Annotated in this window: 16 protein-coding genes; 7 read left to right on the top strand and 9 right to left on the bottom strand. The window is 51.8% G+C overall.

Annotation, left to right across the window (positions count from 1 at the left end):
- Positions 1-295 precede the first annotated feature (295 nt).
- Both ALIPUT_RS04245 and ALIPUT_RS04240 read left to right on the top strand, forming a co-directional pair.
- The gene (locus ALIPUT_RS04245; protein ID WP_004328495.1) at positions 296-751 is read left to right on the top strand and encodes a lipocalin-like domain-containing protein; all 456 of its coding nucleotides are present in this window, start codon (positions 296-298) and stop codon (positions 749-751) included.
- A gap of 497 nt (positions 752-1,248) precedes the next feature.
- Entirely contained in the window at positions 1,249-1,446 is a 198-nt protein-coding gene (locus ALIPUT_RS04240; RefSeq protein ID WP_004328493.1) for a hypothetical protein, read from the top strand.
- Positions 1,447-1,537: 91 nt separating this feature from the next.
- Here ALIPUT_RS04240 and ALIPUT_RS12730 read toward each other — a convergent pair whose 3' ends face one another.
- From ALIPUT_RS12730 to ALIPUT_RS04220, 5 genes are all read right to left on the bottom strand, one after another.
- Positions 1,538-1,921, bottom strand: coding sequence for a hypothetical protein (locus tag ALIPUT_RS12730; RefSeq protein ID WP_147554516.1), 384 nt, complete (start codon positions 1,919-1,921; stop codon positions 1,538-1,540).
- Positions 1,922-2,014: 93 nt separating this feature from the next.
- The gene (locus tag ALIPUT_RS04235; protein WP_004328490.1) at positions 2,015-2,542 is read right to left on the bottom strand and encodes a hypothetical protein; all 528 of its coding nucleotides are present in this window, start codon (positions 2,540-2,542) and stop codon (positions 2,015-2,017) included.
- 51 nt (positions 2,543-2,593) lie between these two features.
- Complete coding sequence (locus ALIPUT_RS04230; RefSeq protein WP_004328489.1) at positions 2,594-2,944, bottom strand: DUF6984 family protein; 351 nt, start codon at positions 2,942-2,944, stop codon at positions 2,594-2,596.
- A 48-nt stretch (positions 2,945-2,992) separates the two neighbouring features.
- Positions 2,993-4,249: an aspartate kinase gene (locus ALIPUT_RS04225; protein WP_004328488.1), complete on the bottom strand. Its 1,257-nt coding sequence runs from the start codon at positions 4,247-4,249 to the stop codon at positions 2,993-2,995.
- A 130-nt stretch (positions 4,250-4,379) separates the two neighbouring features.
- Positions 4,380-6,518: a prolyl oligopeptidase family serine peptidase gene (locus tag ALIPUT_RS04220; protein WP_004328487.1), complete on the bottom strand. Its 2,139-nt coding sequence runs from the start codon at positions 6,516-6,518 to the stop codon at positions 4,380-4,382.
- Between the two features lie 189 nt (positions 6,519-6,707).
- On the opposite strand from ALIPUT_RS04220, the gene ALIPUT_RS04215 reads away from it, so the two are divergent.
- The 4 genes from ALIPUT_RS04215 (at position 6,708) to mdh (ending at position 9,926) form a co-directional block, all read left to right on the top strand.
- The gene (locus tag ALIPUT_RS04215; protein ID WP_004328486.1) at positions 6,708-7,535 is read left to right on the top strand and encodes a 2,3,4,5-tetrahydropyridine-2,6-dicarboxylate N-succinyltransferase; all 828 of its coding nucleotides are present in this window, start codon (positions 6,708-6,710) and stop codon (positions 7,533-7,535) included.
- 10 nt (positions 7,536-7,545) lie between these two features.
- Complete coding sequence (locus tag ALIPUT_RS04210; RefSeq protein WP_004328485.1) at positions 7,546-8,325, top strand: biotin--[acetyl-CoA-carboxylase] ligase; 780 nt, start codon at positions 7,546-7,548, stop codon at positions 8,323-8,325.
- A gap of 98 nt (positions 8,326-8,423) precedes the next feature.
- Positions 8,424-8,801: a glycine cleavage system protein GcvH gene (gcvH, locus tag ALIPUT_RS04205; RefSeq protein WP_004328484.1), complete on the top strand. Its 378-nt coding sequence runs from the start codon at positions 8,424-8,426 to the stop codon at positions 8,799-8,801.
- A gap of 183 nt (positions 8,802-8,984) precedes the next feature.
- Entirely contained in the window at positions 8,985-9,926 is a 942-nt protein-coding gene (mdh, locus tag ALIPUT_RS04200; protein ID WP_004328483.1) for a malate dehydrogenase, read from the top strand.
- Positions 9,927-10,218: 292 nt separating this feature from the next.
- On the opposite strand, the gene ALIPUT_RS04195 is transcribed toward mdh, so the two are convergent.
- The 3 genes from ALIPUT_RS04195 to ALIPUT_RS04180 all read right to left on the bottom strand — a co-directional run bounded on the left by ALIPUT_RS04195 (position 10,219) and on the right by ALIPUT_RS04180 (position 14,845).
- Positions 10,219-11,502 (bottom strand): arginine deiminase family protein, encoded by a 1,284-nt coding sequence (locus tag ALIPUT_RS04195; RefSeq protein ID WP_081443361.1) that lies wholly within the window; start codon positions 11,500-11,502, stop codon positions 10,219-10,221.
- Between the two features lie 369 nt (positions 11,503-11,871).
- A complete protein-coding gene (locus tag ALIPUT_RS04185; protein WP_004328479.1) occupies positions 11,872-14,181 on the bottom strand; it encodes a TonB-dependent receptor in 2,310 nt (769 codons plus the stop codon).
- A 337-nt stretch (positions 14,182-14,518) separates the two neighbouring features.
- Complete coding sequence (locus ALIPUT_RS04180) at positions 14,519-14,845, bottom strand: hypothetical protein (RefSeq protein WP_022459780.1); 327 nt, start codon at positions 14,843-14,845, stop codon at positions 14,519-14,521.
- A 660-nt stretch (positions 14,846-15,505) separates the two neighbouring features.
- On the opposite strand from ALIPUT_RS04180, the gene ALIPUT_RS04175 reads away from it, so the two are divergent.
- The gene (locus ALIPUT_RS04175; RefSeq protein ID WP_040293198.1) at positions 15,506-16,861 is read left to right on the top strand and encodes a hypothetical protein; all 1,356 of its coding nucleotides are present in this window, start codon (positions 15,506-15,508) and stop codon (positions 16,859-16,861) included.
- 258 nt (positions 16,862-17,119) lie between these two features.
- Here ALIPUT_RS04175 and greA read toward each other — a convergent pair whose 3' ends face one another.
- Positions 17,120-17,596, bottom strand: coding sequence for a transcription elongation factor GreA (gene greA, locus ALIPUT_RS04170; protein ID WP_004328475.1), 477 nt, complete (start codon positions 17,594-17,596; stop codon positions 17,120-17,122).
- Positions 17,597-17,685: the final 89 nt, after the last annotated feature.

Raw genomic sequence — 17,685 nt, 5'->3', positions numbered from 1 at the left:
GATGTTTTGCAATTTCCGCTGAATATGCTACTTTTGCAGTAACATATTGAATACACGGAAAGTGTAGCTTATTCTCGTAGAGAAATCTGGTAAATTTCAAGCGATGAGAATAGGCGAACATCTTACCGCGTCATATCCTTTACGGATACGGCGTGGTGTTGTTGCTTATTTTATCGCAGGGCATACCAGAGCCTCTCTACAAAAGTAAGTTTTCAGCACCACGCTTTCTGTTTAATTAAATCTAAAAATTAACCGTCGCGTTGGTGCTGGGCGACAACCTAAACTTATTGCAACTATGAAAAAGTTGTTTCTTATTGTAGCCGCTATGTTTGCGGTAGTTTCTTTCTCGGCTTGTTCCGATGATGATGACAACAAGGATGCGTCAATTGTTGGAACGTGGCAGATTACTTATTATGAAGGGTGGGCGACGTTCAGCGATGGTACACGAGATGATTGGTCGGATGCATATCCCCTTACGTCAGAAGGCAACTATTATTGGACATACACTTTCAATGAAAATGGAACTTGTGTGCAAACCGACTATTCAGATAATAAAAACGATGATAGCTCGCCCATGCATTTCACATATTCTGTTAATGGCAACACACTCACAATGACAGAATCAACAGGTGAATTTCAAAATGTTTTTCAAATTAAGAAACTATCTCAATCACAACTTGTTTTATTCCGTAGTGGAGAGGATGCACACGAAAAATTTGAAGAAACTGAAACGTACAAAAGGATAAAATAAAAAAAGACAAAATATTAGGACAGACTTTGGAAAACGGTCTATAAATTAAACTGTTTGTGTAAGTTTGTCCTTTCTATTCCGAGTGACAGACTTTGTGAAAAGGTTAATCTATAAGACCCTTTTGCAGAGTTTGTCACTTTCTTATTTTGTTTATTTCGCTAATAATCTTATCTTTATACTGCAAAAGACCTTGCACCGTTTCTCGATCTTAAAAGATAAATAACAATTAAATTTTAGCTAAAATGAACAGATACAAACAACCTAAAACTGAATGAAAGACCGACGCATGAGAGGATAAACAGATAATCCAAAAGGCGGTTAAATGGAGCCAAACAGAGGGAATAGTCCTGCTTGTAGGAAAACCCAAAGACGAAATATTTCCCGAAACATTTATCTACTTGTTTGCCCCTAATATGGCAGACATTACAAAACCCGTCGAAATTGTCCTTACAAAGAACCGACAATACATATTTGGATGAAAATGCGAACTCGAAGATATGGACGGGATAATCGGCACAATGACGGCTAACGAGGCACAAATCGAGGGAACGGGCGAAAAGGTGAATTTGTTCGACTACCACGTGAAAGCCGATACAATCCTATTCCAATACACCACACCCGACGGACGGAACGAGATGGTGAAATTCCCGTTAGCTGGATTTTGCGAAAACTATCTGATGCAGTTTGTAAAATAATTCGGTGGAATTGAATTGCATCGTATCTATAAAGGTTAAGGAGAAAGGGCCGAAAAAATGCGGCGTTTTCCCTTATACATAAAATTTCAGATTAAAAACAAGGCAAATTTTTTCGTTCATTAGTTAGTTTGCGACAATTTTGATTATTTTCTGTAGCATCTGTATATTTATTCAAATTAGGCCAACAGCGTGGGCCGTACGGCAGCAAAACACTATCCAACACGATACTGAAATCCGGAGACCATAAAATAACAGTATCGCCTTCGATTCGCCAAGCACCTGTAGCTCCGTCAGCATAGGCCATTTGGTACAAAAAGCCGCCATCAGGATAAAAGTAAACATATAATCCAGGAGTTCTTGCATCATCTACACAAGTTGTACTTCGAAACCATTTACCGGTCAGTTTGCCGGGCCTGACACTACAACAGGAAACAATAAAGAAAAGTCCGATTAACAAAATTATTAGTCGTTTCATAATTACATTTTTTCTTTGTAGAAAGATAGATAAAATTCACCAATCTACAAAAGAAAACTGCCGGACATTAAGTCCGGCAGTAACAATCAAAGATTACTTATCTTTTTTCGGCCCAAAATAAATTCCTCTATTATATAGACCTAATTCAGGGCCCGGTTTCGGTATTGCGTACAAATATTCTATTAGAGACTTCCCGTTTTTCAGTACAGGATATAAAGTATCTCCTTTAATAATATATGCATCTCTATTACCCTCCATATCCGTAAATTTATAATACTCATCAGGAAAACGCCAATCTGTAATCTCTTCTTCTGCAAAAATATAAAGATCAATAGGACGAGTTTCGACATTGAAATTTGGCGAAGATAAAATCACTGTATCACCGCTTATGTACCAATGGCCGATTATATCATAACAGCCAGCTGACCTATATAAAAACGTACTATCGGCATAAAACTCAGCATACAAATGAATACCATAATCTGGCGATAAGGATAACCCAAGTAACATTTTCCAACTATTCTGCTGGATTTTACAACGGCACAGGAGGCAATGAAGAAAAGACTGATCAATAAAATTATTAATTTTTTCATAATTTTCCAGGATAATAAGTTTCACCATTTACACGAAATGCATGCTTCGAATATCCCAAATCTCCCATGTTCCTCCGTTTTATAAGCTAATATCCGAAGAGATCCTTATCAAAGGAGAAAAATCAGCTTTCCAAATATCCACTTCACAAATCTCATGATCTTGATCGAGATATAATGAGGCTAACACATCTATTCCATCAGAATCCTTAAAAGAGCACTCACTGACAAAAATCGTTGATATTATTTCTTTCGGCGGTAAAGACATATATAATTTCATACTGCCCATTCCTCCATCATTCAAACAAGAAACAGTCAAAGATCTTTCCCAGCCCTCGGACATATTCAAAGATGCCTTTTGTACCAAAAACTTAATGAGTCGTAGCTCCTCCGGATTCGGTTTTCTAATGTTTTTCTTGTATTCGTCCAACATCGACCCCACTTCTCTTCTTTTATTTTAGCGTCTTTTTTCGAAGTTGGACTACCGGTTTTTCCGGACAATACGGGCCGTCGATTGAGTTCTCTGCAACAGAAAAACCTCCGGCCCCGAAGCATATCGCTCCATCAAATCGCCGTTATAGCCCCGGATGGTGAGCAACTCCATGTTCTCGACCTTCATTACGTCGAACTCCTCGTTTCGGAGGGCTTGGATCGCCTCGTCGATATGCCAGGAGTTATCCACGCAGAGGCTGAGGTTCACCGCCGAGTTATGCACCAGATTGACCTTGATACGGTATCGCTCCAGCAGGGAGAAGATCGCCGCGAATTTCTCTTCGAGCACGAAGGAAAAGTCCCGCGAACGGATCGTCAGCAATACCTGATCCTTCTTCAGAATCAGAATCGGAACCTCGATCGGCGCCGACATACGGCGAATCACCGTGCCCGGTTTTCGCTTGTCCCCGAAAGGCCGCACGTAGAGCGGGATGTTCTTGTTTTGCAGCGGTTTGATCGTTTTGGGGTGGATGATCTGTGCCCCGCTGTAAGCCAGCTCGATGGTGTCCAGGTAGTTCAGTTCCGCGATCTGCACCGCATCGGGGAAAACCTTCGGGTCGGCATTCAGGATGCCGTCCACATCTTTCCATACCGACATGGATTCCGCGTCGAGGATATTGGCCGCCACCGCTGCCGAGTAATCCGAACCTTCGCGTCCCAGGGTAGTGGTCGTGCCGTCCGGAGCACCTCCGATAAAGCCCTGCCCGATGAAAATACAGGCCTTAGACTGTTTCATGGCGTTGCGCAGCAGAGTCCGCGATGCGGCGATATCGACCGAGGCGTCCTTGTGTCGCTGTTCGGTGCGGAAGCAACGTCGCATATCGAGCCAGCAATTGTCGATACCCCGTTCGGAGAGGTACTCCGAAATGATCGTCGTCGAGATCAGCTCGCCGAAAGCGACGACGGTGTCGTACCACAGCTCGGCGTCTTCCGGACGATAGACCGTTTCGGTCGCCACCTGTTCGAGCTCCCCGAAAAGCCGTTCGATCTTCTCGAGCCGGGTCGGAGCGCCGTACAGTTCGTTTACGATTTCGGCGTGGTATTGCCTCAGCGCGGTGATGTGCTCCATCGAGAAGGCTTTGTCGCCCTTCTGCAACCCTTCGAAAACCTTCTCCAAGGCATTCGTGGTCTTACCCATTGCCGATACGATGATGAACAGATCCCGTTCGTCACCGATGATCTTCAGCAGGTTTTGCACACCGTCCGCGTTGCGGACCGATGCGCCGCCGAACTTGTAAACTTTCATCGCTCAATAAAACAGTATGGTTATCGGCCGGTACTTCGTCGTGCCGGGTTCCGGACCCGCATCGGGATCGGCCCGGCTGCTTCCGAAACTCCGTTTTCAACGAAGTTTCGGACATGCGACCGGAATAGCATTATTTCGTTTCGACCGTCTTGTAAGGCGTGTCCGTATTCTCGAACAGGAACGAGAACACGTCGGTAGCCTCTTCGATGCGCTTCGAGACGGGTTTGCCGGCGCCGTGGCCCGCCTTGGTGTCGATGCGGATCAGGATCGGAGCGTCGCCGCCCTGGGCGTACTGCATCTCGGCGGCGAACTTGAACGAATGAGCCGGCACGACACGGTCATCGTGGTCGGCAGTCGTTATCAGCGTCGCAGGATACTTCGTGCCCTTCTTGATGTTATGCAGCGGGGAGTATTTGTAGAGGTAGCCGAACTGCTCCTCGTCGTCGCTCGAGCCGTACTCTACGACCCAGCCCCAGCCGATGGTGAACTTGTGGTAGCGGAGCATGTCCATCACGCCGACCGCCGGCAGGCAGACGCCGAACAGGTCGGGACGCTGCACTTCGCAGGCACCCACCAGCAGGCCGCCGTTCGAACCGCCCGCGATGGCGAGTTTCTTCGACGAGGTATATTTGTTGGCAATGAGGTATTCGGCCGCTGCGATGAAATCATCGAAAACATTCTGTTTTTTGTCCAGCATGCCGCCCCTGTGCCACTCTTCTCCGTATTCCAGGCCGCCGCGCAGGTTGGCTACGCAATAAACGCCGCCCTGTTCCATGAACATAATGGCAGCCGGGTTGAACCAGGGCGCGAGGCTGACTTGGAACCCACCGTAAGCGTAGAGGTAACAGGGGTTGTTGCCGTCGAGCTTCAGTCCGTTGCGATAGACGATGAACATCGGGACTTTCGTGCCGTCCTTGCTGGTGTAGAACACCTGTTCCGTAGTGTAGTCTTCGGGGCTGAATTTCACTTCGGGACGCTTATACAGGGTCGATTCGCCCGTTGCGAGGTCGTAACGGTAAACGGTCGAAGGTGTCGTGAAGTTGGTCAGCGAATAGAAGGCCTCCGTTTCGCCTTTTTTACCGGAGAATCCGCCTGCCGATCCGATGGCGGGCAGCTCGACTTTCCGAATGAGCTTGCCGTTCCAATCGTACTGGTAAACCTGGCTTTGGGCATCCTCCAGGTAGGAAGCCATCATATAGTCGCCCGGTTTGCTGACGATCTCAAGCATATTCTTCGGATTTTCGGGGATAATCTCCTCGATCACCGAAGGATTATTCAGGTCGATGCGGATCACGCGGTAGTTGGGAGCATCGAGGTTGGTACGCACGTAAAGTTTATCGTTCTCGGCGCGAATAATCTCGTGGTCGTTGGCAAAGCCGGGAAGCAGCACCTTGAACTTCTTATCGCTGCTTTTTCGGTAGAGGATCTCACTGCCCGACGTACCCTCCGATGCCGTGATGAAAAGCCACTTGCCGTCCTTGCTGACACTGGAAGCGAAATAGCGCAACGGATGTTGTGTGTCCATATGAATCAGACGATCGGAAGACTGAGGCTTACCGAGCGTGTGATAATATACCTTCTGATATTGGTTCTGGGAAGAATAGACGCCCGCTTCCGGAACGTCGAACGTACTGTAATAGAATCCCTTTTCGTCGGGTGTCCACACTGCGTTGGAGAGCTTCACCCATTTTACGATATCGCCCGTGGGCTGCTTGTCCGCCGTACGGATGACATGAATGTCGCTCCAGTCCGAACCTGAAGCCGAAGCCGCATAAGCCAGGTAGCGGCCATCTTCCGAGAAAGAGATGCCCGACAGCGCAACCGTTCCGTCCTCGGAGAGCGTGTTGGGATCGAGGAATACCTCCGGCTCGGCGTCGAGCGAAGCCTGGCGGTACAGCACGGCCTGGTTCTGTCGTCCGTCGTTGCGGTAAAAATAGTAATAATCCCCGAATTTAGCCGGAGCTCCCTCCCAGGGATAAGCCCACAGCTCGGTCAGGCGGGCACGCATCGCCTCGCGGAACGGAATTTGATCCAGGTAATTCTGCGTCACGGCATTTTCGGCAGCGACCCAGGCGGCCGTCTGTTCCGAACGGTCGTCTTCGAGCCAGCGGTAGGGGTCGGCGACTTCGGTGCCGAAGTAGTTATCCACGACTTCCGTACGCTCGGCATCGGGATAAGGCAGGTGTTTGATTTTCATAGATGACTTACAGGCGGTAAGTGCAGCAGCGGCACAGAAAACCGCCAAAGTAATTTTAACGTGTTTTAACATATTTTAGTATTTGAAGGGTTTCGAAAGACAAATATACGAAAAGTCCGGCGCAATCGTGCAGGTTTGTTCGCAAAGATTGTCCGAACATTCCATATATTCGCAGAATATACGAAAAAGTTGCCGGCATCCGGCGATCCGCAGGAGAATTTTGTAACTTTGAAACCGGAATAACGAAAGCGAAAAACAGGAATGGACAATCAGTTGCGACAAATTATCGAAGAGGCCTGGAACGACCGGGCATTGCTTGCGGAGTCCCGTGTGCGGGAGGCGGTCCGCGCCGTTATCGAAGAACTGGACAAGGGCCGCCTGCGAACGGCCGAACCCATCGATCCGTCCCGGAGCCAATGGCAGGTCAATGAGTGGGTCAAGAAGGCGATTCTGCTCTATTTTCCGATGCAGGAGATGCGCACCATGCGGGCCGGAGAACTCGAATGGCACGACAAAATGGACCTCAAGCACGGCTACGAGGAGCTGGGCGTACGGGTTGTACCGCACGCCGTGGCGCGCTACGGAGCTTACATTTCGCCGGGGGCGATCCTGATGCCCTCCTACGTCAATATCGGAGCCTGGGTCGGTGCCGGCACGATGGTCGATACGTGGGCGACGGTCGGCTCCTGCGCCCAGGTCGGCGAGCGCGTCCACCTGAGCGGCGGTGTGGGCGTGGGCGGTGTGCTGGAACCCGTGCAGGCGGCCCCCGTCATCATCGAGGACGACTGTTTCATCGGCTCCCGGGCCATCGTGGTCGAAGGGGCGCACATCTGCCGCGAATCGGTGCTGGGCGCCGGCGTGGTGATTACCGGATCGACGCATATTATCGACGTAACGGAGGCGGAACCCAAACAGTACAAGGGATACGTCCCCGCCGGATCGGTGGTCATTCCGGGCAGCTACCCCAAGCGTTTCCCGGCCGGGGAGTACGGCGTTCCCTGTGCGCTGATTATCGGACGCCGCAAGGAGTCCACCGACAAGAAAACTTCGCTCACCGCGGCGCTCCGGGATTTCGGAGTTTCGGTATAGTACCTTTCGGATGCACAGGACCCGTTATCACTTTCTCGAAGAGACGACCTCGACCAACGACGAGGCCCGGAATCCTCGCTACGGACACGGCGATGCGATCTGCGCCGAGCGGCAGACTGCCGGACGCGGCCAGCGGGGGCATACCTGGAGCAGCGAGGAGGGACGCAACCTGATGTTCTCGCTGGTATGGGAACCCCGTTTCCTGCCCGTTTCGGAACAGTTTCTGCTTTCGGAAGCGGTAGCTTTGGCTTTGACGGACCTTTTCGGCGGTTACGGCATCGACGCCCGGATCAAATGGACGAACGACATCTATGCGGGCGACCGCAAGCTGGTCGGCATCCTGATCGAACACAACCTGACGGGCGACCGTCTGTCGCGTACGATCGTCGGAATCGGGGTGAACGTCAATCAGACCCGGTTCGATCCGTCGTTGCCGAACCCGTCGTCGATGTGCCTCGAAACTGGCTGCGAATACGATCGGCAGGAGGTGCTGCACCGCTTGGGCGACTGTCTGGCTGCCCGGTACGAACAACTCGAGAAAGGGGATCGGGAGGCGCTACAGGCCGACTACCGGCGGCGGATGTACCGGCTCGGAGAGCGGCATCGGTACCGTTATCCCGACGGCCGGACAGTGGAGGCCGTGCTGCGGGGCGTGCGCCCTTCGGGAGAGCTACTGCTGGAGCTGCCCGACGGCCGTACCGAAGGGTACCTGTTCCGGGAGATAGAGTTCGTTATCGAGGGGAAGCGGACGGCTCGAACGGACGGGACGGGCTGCGTGTTAAAAAAATAACAGGATAACGTTGGCCGAACGAAAAATAACCTTATATTTGCAATGATATTTTAGACCGCGAATAAATTTCATTTTAACCAATTCAAATACCGAAAATTATGAACGTACCTGCAAATCTGAAGTATTCCAATGACCACGAATGGTGCCGCGTAGAGGGCGGTGAGGCTTTTATCGGCATTACCGATTTCGCACAGAGCCAGTTGGGCGACATCGTATTCGTCGATGTTCCGACCGTCGGCGAAACCTTGTCCGCCGGTGACGTCTTCGGCTCGATCGAGGCCGTGAAGACCGTGAGCGACGCTTTCATTCCCGTCGGCGCCGAAGTGTTGGAGTTCAACCCTGCAGTGGATGCCGATCCCTCCATCGTGAACCGCGATCCCTACGGAGAGGGTTGGCTCGTCAAAGTGAAACTGACCGATCCCAAGGAGTGCGAGTCGCTGCTTACCGACGCGCAGTACAAAGAGTTGATCGGCTAATATTCGTTCGATGTAAATCGAACCCCGCAGCCTCCCGTTTTCGACGGGTGTCGGCAGGGAGTGTCAGGATAGAATCCGGCATCAAAAGATACCGTAACGTGAGTCCGACGTGTTCTGTTGTGACAGTATTTTTGTTTTACATCCGAAATCAATACGTCGGACTCGCCTTAAAACTATAACATTATGTCAAAGGTAACAGTTGTGGGCGCGGGCGCCGTAGGCGCTACTTGCGCCAATGTGATGGCTTGCCGCGAAGTGGCGAGCGAAGTGGTCCTCATCGACATCAAAGAGGGCCTGTCGGAGGGTAAGATGCTGGATATGTACCAGTGTTCTACGCTGATGGATTTCGATACGAAGCTCGTCGGCGTGACCAACGATTACAAGCAGACTGCCAACTCGGACGTGGTGGTGATCACCTCGGGTATTCCCCGCAAGCCGGGTATGACCCGCGAGGAGTTGATCGGCACCAACGCCAACATTATGAAAGGTGTGATCGAGAACGTGGTGAAATATTCGCCCCGCGCGATCATCATCGTGGTCGCCAACCCGATGGATACGCTGACTTATCTGGCGCTCAAGGCTTCGGGACTTCCCAAAAACCGGATTATCGGCATGGGTGGCGCCTTGGATTCGGCCCGTTTCAAATGTTACCTGGCGAAAGCCACCGGCGCCAACATCAACAACGTGGACGGCATGGTGATCGGCGGTCATGGCGATACGACGATGATTCCGCTGCTTTCGAAGGCTTCGGTCAATGGCGTGCCCGTGACGCAATTCGCCTCGAAGAAGAAACTCGAAGAGGCTGTCGCCAGCACGATGGTCGGCGGTGCCACGCTGACCAAACTCATCGGCACTTCGGCCTGGTATGCTCCGGGCGCCGCTGCTTCGATGATGGTCGAATCGATCCTGCATGATCAGAAGAAGATCGTCCCCTGCTGCTGCTACCTCGAAGGCGAATACGGCCAGAACGACATCTGTATCGGTGTTCCCGCCGTGATCGGCCGCAAGGGTATCGAGAAGATCGTCAAACTCGACCTCACCAAGGAGGAGGCTGCCAAATTCGAGGCATCGGCTGCTGCGGTCCGCAAGACCAACCAGGTGCTTCACGAGATCAAGGCGTTGTAAGCGTTTGCCGACAACGATAGCAGATCCCCGGTCTTTCGACCGGGGATTTTTCGTGAAAGAGCCTTCCGCCGCACATTTCGTCGGAAGTAAGTCGTATTCTATAAGAAACTTACCCGCATCCGGAAGCGGAAAGTTTCCCGTCTGACCCGTATGAACGGAACATAACAACCGATTTCGCTCCTTGCCGGGCAACAGCGGCCATATTCTTTCGGAACATTGCGACAACGGTCGCTCCCGGAAAAACTTTTCACTTCCCCGGAGTGTCTTTTTTACATACGTCGGAGGACAGTCTTCACCGTCTGCGAAGCACCTGCGTCATGCAGTGTGCGGCACCGTAGCCTTTGCAAAGGTTGTCAAGCCCGACCCAGGTGACCTTCACCCCTCGGTGTTTCAGTTCGGTCCGCAGGGCTTCGGACTGGCCCGCTACCCCGATGATACGGCGCGACCCGACCGTCAGGAAATTACCCGCCAGCCGGTCGGCATCCTCTTCGGAAATGGGGATGATGGCGGCACCGATACGGCTCCTCAACAATTCGACGAATCCGACATCTTCTTCGGTTTTGGTATAGACGCCGTTTGCACCTCGGAGATAAATATCGGCCAGCAACAGATCCGGAGAATCCGGATCGGTGGTCATACGCCGAGCTGTGAGCGTCACCAGATTGCGGTCTATAATGTTGAAATAGGTGTCCAAGTGCATTTCCGCCTGGCTGAACAATCGGTCCTTGACTACGACCAGACGGTTGCAGCCCAGCAGGTCGTGCTCCATAAGCTGATCGATGGCCGGTTGCGTGGTGCGCATCCCGCAGCCGATGAAAGCCGTATCGCCGAACGGATAGAAATCCCCGCCTTCGAGATGAGCTCCCTCCCCTTCGATGCGGTGTAACGGTTTCATGCCGATTTTTTCGAGGCAGAATTGCAGAATGTCGCATCCTTTCTCCCGCTGCGGGGAGTTCATGCGTCCGATTACGATGCCTTTGGCTGTGGTTATCAACTGGTCCCGCGTATAGAAGAGATTCATCACGGGGTTTTCCGAATATTCGGCCTTGAGCCCCGTGTTGATCTGCGTTTCCGACAGTCGGATGATCGGTTGTCGCAGAATAATCCGCACCAGATCCCGGGGCGATGTCTTGGCGAGGATGGATTGTCGGTACTCCTTTTGCTGCTCGGCTGTTTCCGGAGAGAGGTTTTGGGTGTCGAAGGTAAGAAAACCGGCCGCGAAGCGGCGCAGGTTCTCCAGCTTCGTCCGGTCGGCGGGTTTCCCGTCCGCGCCGGTTCCGTCGAGCAGGATCTGACGTACCGTGAGTACCCTCGCTCCGGCCTCCTCGAGCACTTTGCGATAAGTAGCATGTTCGGCGATGAGTTCGGGGATATCGATATGTTCCCGGAAAAGAGCCGCAGCCGGATGAAGGGCCCCCAGAAACAGCTCTTCGCCCGGGTCGTGGGTCAGGATGAGTCTGGCCTTGCGGTACTCGCACGTTTGGCCGCAGCGGACGGAGCGTCGCCCGCGCATGATAGATCCAATCAGTGAAGAAAGAAACGTCGAGATGGAGATGGAAGATCGGGAGTTAAACATAACGATTCGGGGTTAAATCTGGTTATAGGGATCGTATGTCGGTTATTCAAGCCACCCCTGTTTCGAGAACAGAACAAAAATCGCAGCAAATACGAATTTTGACGGATGGATCGATATATTAAAAACGAGAAAAACCGTAAAATTGTTTTGCGGCTCGTGCAAATCGGTGCAATAATGGTTGCTAAAGCGTTCGGCCGCCATGAGCGAACGGAGCCGCCAAGCAGCTCCGTTCGGTTTATACCCGGAAAATATCATGACTTTCCGAAAGCGATATTTTCAAAAAAGTTCCGTATGCCGTCAATCCGGATGAGCGACAACGATATTCCCTGTCCGGCGAAGCAAGGAGCCGCCGGAGCTTCCGGCAGACCGTCAGAAGCTGATCTTCGCACCGACGAACCAGCTGCGGGGTAGCGACGGGCCATAGATGTAACCCGAATCGCGGTTGGCCCCCCGGTCGAAGTCTTTCTGGTAGGCGTTGAAGATATTTTGGATGCCGGCATGGAGTTGCAGGGCGATCTCCTTATAGAGAATGACGTCGTACGACACTTTGAGGTTCAGGTCGAAGAAACGAGGTGTCGTGACGGCCCGATCGACGGGCGTGCCCGAACCCGCCATGTGCTGCACGAGCATTTTGCCCGTGTAAGTTCCGGTAATGGCTGCCTGCAAATTGCGTACGGGGGTCAATTCAGCCGTAAGGTAGCCGTAGGTGTTCGGCGTGCGGAACATCTTGCGGGTCGGTGCGACCTCCGGATCTTCGCTCCACTGTTCCGGTTCCTTGTAGCGGCTCTGCTGAAGGGTGATTCCGGCCTGCAGGTCGAACCAGCGGGTGAAGGCGGCCTTGCCTTCGATATTGATGCCCATGACGCGGGCGCCCGAGCCGTTGTAACGCTCCTTGATCGTACTCCCGTCCGTATCCGGATCGGGCAGCGGACGCAAGGCGAAAACGTGGTCGAGCGTCGTGTAAAAACCTTCGACGAGCAAGTTGGTCTGGACTTTTCCGAAACGGTGATAAAGATCTGCCGAGAGGCTGAGGCTGTGCGATCGCTCCTCGCGCAGATCGTCCGCCAGGCGAATGCGTACCCGCTCGCCGCCCACGATGGCGATGTGCATATCCTCGTCGAAGGCCTGCGGAGCACGGAAGCCGCTCGAATAGCTTAGGCGCAGGCTCGCCCCCTCTCCGGGATTGTAGCGCAGGTTGGCACGCGGACTGAAGATTACGTGATCGACGAGGCTGTGCTTATCCAGACGGCCGCCGATAAGCAGCGACCAATGCTCGTTTTTCCACTCGTTTTGCAGGTAGGCGCCGATGATGTGCACCTTTTGCTTCGTTCGATAATCATAGCCGATCGATTCGTCGTCCAGATCGTTGTAGTTATATTCCACGCCCAGGGTCAGGTCGGCGGGAAGGAACCACAACCGGTCGAACGAATGGATGTACTGGGCGCCGGTCGCCACGGTGAGGTCGTGCGTGCGACCGTAGGCGTCGGGATCCTGCTTGGAGCCGTAGTAGCTCTTGCGGGCGATGTGCTGGAACGAAGCATAGACATTCACACGGTTGGAGAAGTCGGCGGACGAGAGGTCGAACGAGAGGCTGCCGCCGTTGATGTTGTGGTCGGTCTGCTCGGCGATCATCGCTTCGTGCGGCGGCAGGTCGAGCCGGTCGCCGCCCCGGCGGTACTCCATGACGGTATTGTACTGGAGCGTAATACGCGAATAAGCGCTGGTCTTGAAGAATGAGCGCAGTCCGAGGGATTGGGATTGCAGTTGCGGAATTTCGGTGAAGCCGTCCCCGTCGTGGTCGTACCCCGAGCGGTGGCGGTTCTGTCCATAGACATAAAGTCCCGCCTTACGGCTGTCGGTGACGAGCGAGGCATTGGCCGAGGTGACGTTGTCGTAACTGCTGCTGTTGCCGATCGCCGTGATCGTGTGACCGACTTCGGCGCTGTTGCGGTCGGGGTCCTTGGTGATGATGTTGATCGTACCGCCGATGGCCGAGGAGCCGAAGAGTGCCGAGCCGCCTCCGCGCATCACCTCGACGCGGTCGATCATGCTGGCCGGAATCTGCTCCAGTCCATAAACGCCCGAAAGGGCCGAAAAGACGGGATGCGAATCGACGAGAATCTGCGAATAGTGTCCGTCGAGTCCGTTGATACGCACCTGCATAAAACCGCAGTTCTGACAGTCGTCCTCAACGCGTACGCCGGGCTGGAAACTAAGCCCCTGAGCCAGACAAGCCGAGTTGGTGTTGTCGAAAATCTTGCGGTCGAGGACGTTCACCAGGGCCGGGGCCTTGCGACGCGTGGTTTCGCTGCGGCTGGCCGAAACGACTACGTCGTCCATGGTGATTCCGTTTTCCGTGATCTCGAAGTTGAGTTCGAGGGATTGTCCTTTCCTGAGCGATACCTCATGGCGCACAGGATCGTAACCCATCATTCGGGCTTCGACGGTAATCGTGCCCGTCGGCAAGTTCTTCAGGAAATAGTGCCCGCTCGCATCGGTGGCAGTACCGATGGTCGTGCCGGGGATCGTAACAGTAACATACGGCAGATGTTCGCCTGTTTCGCTGTCGATGACATGACCGTAAAGATGAGCGTCGCTTTGAGGTTTCGGGGTCGTTTCGTCTGCAAAAAGTGTATGATAAACCAGGCACATTACGGCCAAGAGGATCAATTTTTTCATATTATAATAATTAAGCGATTATATCTTCAATGTCCCATTATCCGACGGTCGCGGAATCGAGTTCGAGGGCGTTTATTCGCGGCCGGAGGCTGCGTCTGTAATGAAGTCCTCCTAAATCTCCTCCTCGGAATGGACTCGGGGCGCTATGCTCCCAAATGGATACACAATATAATCCTATGTTTTAAGATGTAAAATGGGTCTGTTTTCGCCAGGCAGGGGCAACGGCCCGTAATACGGCCGATGAGAGAGAATACCCTGTGAAAACGATGTTTTGCCGCGCCGCTCGGCACGTGCGGTCGAATAGTCCCGGAAACGAATGGTTCCGGAACGAATTTATCTACCCGATTGCAGGCGGCGCACGGAGCTGCGAGCCCGATATCGCAACGATTGCCGGATCGTAACACTCCGGCCGGAAAAAGGTTTCCAGCAAACGGAACTCACTGTCGAGGACCCAGTCGGTAGAATGGATATACGAGAAGAAATGGAAATGGCAAATCGCACAGTCGTCCACAAGAGCCGGCGACGTGGTATTTGCATCGTTCTCCGTGAGGTAACGATAGTACTCATCGGGATGGGTATGCAGGCTTTTGCCCGCATAGGCCGCGAGCAGGATCAGCAGCAGCGCCCCCGCATTGAATACCCGTATGAGTTTTTGTCCGCTCATTTCAGGTGCAAAAATAATGAAAAAAGGTTACCCGGCAAGGTGCACTCTCCCAAATACCTATATATTGGGATGCTTCTGCAGGGAATCAAATATCAATATCTCGAATCCCAAACATACCCTTTTCCTCGGGTATAAACGGACACAGGCTCCGAATTTATTCGAATGGTCAATATAATATCACAACAGCATCATACCCCAAGTTACTATGACCGGTTTCTTTACTTCCGGCAGTTCCGAGAATACGAATACAAAGTTACCTCTTCATAAGACATCAATCCAATTTTAAAAAACTTAAATTTAACATCCTAAAAAATCATCCGTTTTTTGTTTTCTCACTACTTTTATTTATTTTAGTAGTGAATTAATCACTAAAAAATAATAAGATTATGAAAAAAATTTTAATTCCTTTTCTTATTTTGGCGGTGTTCGCCGGAGCATGCAGTGACGACAAAACCGACGTACCCCCCCCCCCAAACTGATCCTAATCAACTGACATTCAAGGTATCAGTAAGTAACATTACTCCGACGACAGCTGAAATCACGGTTTCTCCGAGCAACGAAACAAAAAGTTATTTCAGTGATATCGTCACCGACGCCGATTGGCTGGAATCCCAAAAACACGGTTTTGACGATTACCTACAATATTTCATCGAGGTAGTGATGATGGAGCAGCAGGAGATGACCCGCGAGGAGGCGGTCAAAGCCATTACTTCTTACGGCAACGATGCATATACGGCCAGAGGACTCGAACCGGGAGCCAAGTATTGGGCCGTCGCAGTAGGTATCGATGCCGACGGACACACGACGACGAAGCCTACCGCAGAAGCTTTTACAGCGCAGACTGCACCCGAATCCACCAATACATTCGAAATCGCAACGACAGCAATCACACAGACAGGAGCATCGATTACCGTTACACCGTCGAACAGCGATGTTTACTTCCTGGATGTTCTGTCGGCTGACATCCAGTCCCAGGTGCCGACGGGTACGGATTATCAAAAATATCTGATCGATCGTTATTTCGGCTGGGGTATGCTCGACATGTATCTCCACGAGGGACCTTTCACGTATGAAGCAAAAGAACTCAACCCGGGCTGGGAATATCAAATTGCGGTTTTCGGATGCGAACAGGGATTCCCGACCACACCGATCAAAACCGAAACATTCAAGACTCTTGAAGGAGGGGATCCCCAAACGTTCGACGTTCAATTCGAATGCACTTTAAGTTCGGTTGTCGCCTCCAAGTTCTCCACCGTTCCGTCAGCAGACGATGTCGTTTACATATTCGATCTTATCTCGGAAGAGGATTATCAGGCCTTCGGCGAAAATATCGAGGAGGGTATGAAAAAAGTGCTTGAATCCAAAATCAAAGACTATATGGGCACCACCGGCCTGCATGCCGAGGCGGTTTCCATGCTCGCGGCCACAGGTCCTGTAGAATTTGAACGGAATCTTCAGACAGGCGATCAATTGCGAATGTGGGCCGTTGCCATCGATCAAAAAGGAGTCCCTGTCGCTCCCTTCATCATCAGTGAAACATATACGGTAGAAGAGAATACCGCTGCGCTTGCCGAAGTAAGCATCGACAGCTACGCATGGTATGATGGCGCAGAACTCGCCCAATTGGATCCCATCAACTTCGCAGGCTTCGAAGAATATGCCGTTCTGTTGTTGAAAGTATCCCACAACGACAAGGCAGCTCATTGGTGGACAGGATGTTTCATGGGCGATTTGAGTAATCCGGACGAATATTCGGACCGCAGCATAATCAACAATCTGGTTACTTACGGAATACCTGAATTTAAGGATGCGGTAGATCAGTTGCTGGCAGTCTATTGGGATGAAAACACCATCTGTGGCGTAGCAGCGGATGCAGAAGGCAACTATGGACCCGTTATCCGCCAAATGGTAAATCTGACCAAAGAGGGTGCAAGCCCCGCCGGAGAACTCATCGGTGGTGGCCTGTCAAATATCAATCTTATGGATATGCGACAGGCAAAATTCGCACATCGTTAAAATAGCTCCTCCAAAACGAGAAAACAGAGAACGTCCGACCTTAAGGTCGGACGTTCCGTTTATTGCGCGATCATGGCACCGAACTCCCCTTGCATGCAATCCGCCGTACATAGCAGCAATCGCCGGTATCGACTGACAAAGCACCGGAATCATACAAATACGAACAAAAAAGGAACGCCCGAAAGCATTCCTTACCAAAAAATAATCAACAACAGTTTCTACATCCTAAAAAGATTGCCTCACCCCGATCTCCCTATTTCAGATGTTGATATCCAGAATTTCGAAATGGATCGTCCCGGCAGGCACGGTCACGTCCACCCGGTCCCCTTTCTTATGTCCCAGCAGGGCTTTGGCAATGGGAGTGCCGATGGCCAGCTTGCCTTCGCGCAGGTTGGCTTCGTGCTCGGCGACGATAGTATAGATCACCTCCTTGCCGGTATTGTGGTTCAGAAGAGTTACCCGACTCAAGATCTGCACCTTGCTCTTATCGACTTTCGATTCGTCGATGATACGCGCATTGGCAATGGTATCTTCCATTTTGGCGATACGCATTTCGAGCAGTCCCTGTGCTTCCCGGGCCGCGTCGTATTCGGCGTTTTCCGACAGGTCTCCCTTGTCGCGTGCTTCGGCAATGGCCGCCGATATAGCCGGACGCTCCACCGAGCGCATATGGTCGAGTTCGTCCTTGAGCTTCTTGTAACCCTCTGCCGTCAGATAAATAATCTCTTTTGCCATGGTTTTATCAAAAAAATAAGAATCCCGACCCGTGAAGGTCAGAACCCTGATACGTTTGTTTTACAAAGATAGAAAGTTAAATCGGATTC

This window comes from Alistipes putredinis DSM 17216 (genome assembly GCF_000154465.1).
GTDB lineage: Bacteria > Bacteroidota > Bacteroidia > Bacteroidales > Rikenellaceae > Alistipes > Alistipes putredinis.
The sequence above is the reverse complement of the archived record's forward strand: the minus strand, read 5'-3'. Positions and strand labels throughout refer to the sequence as shown.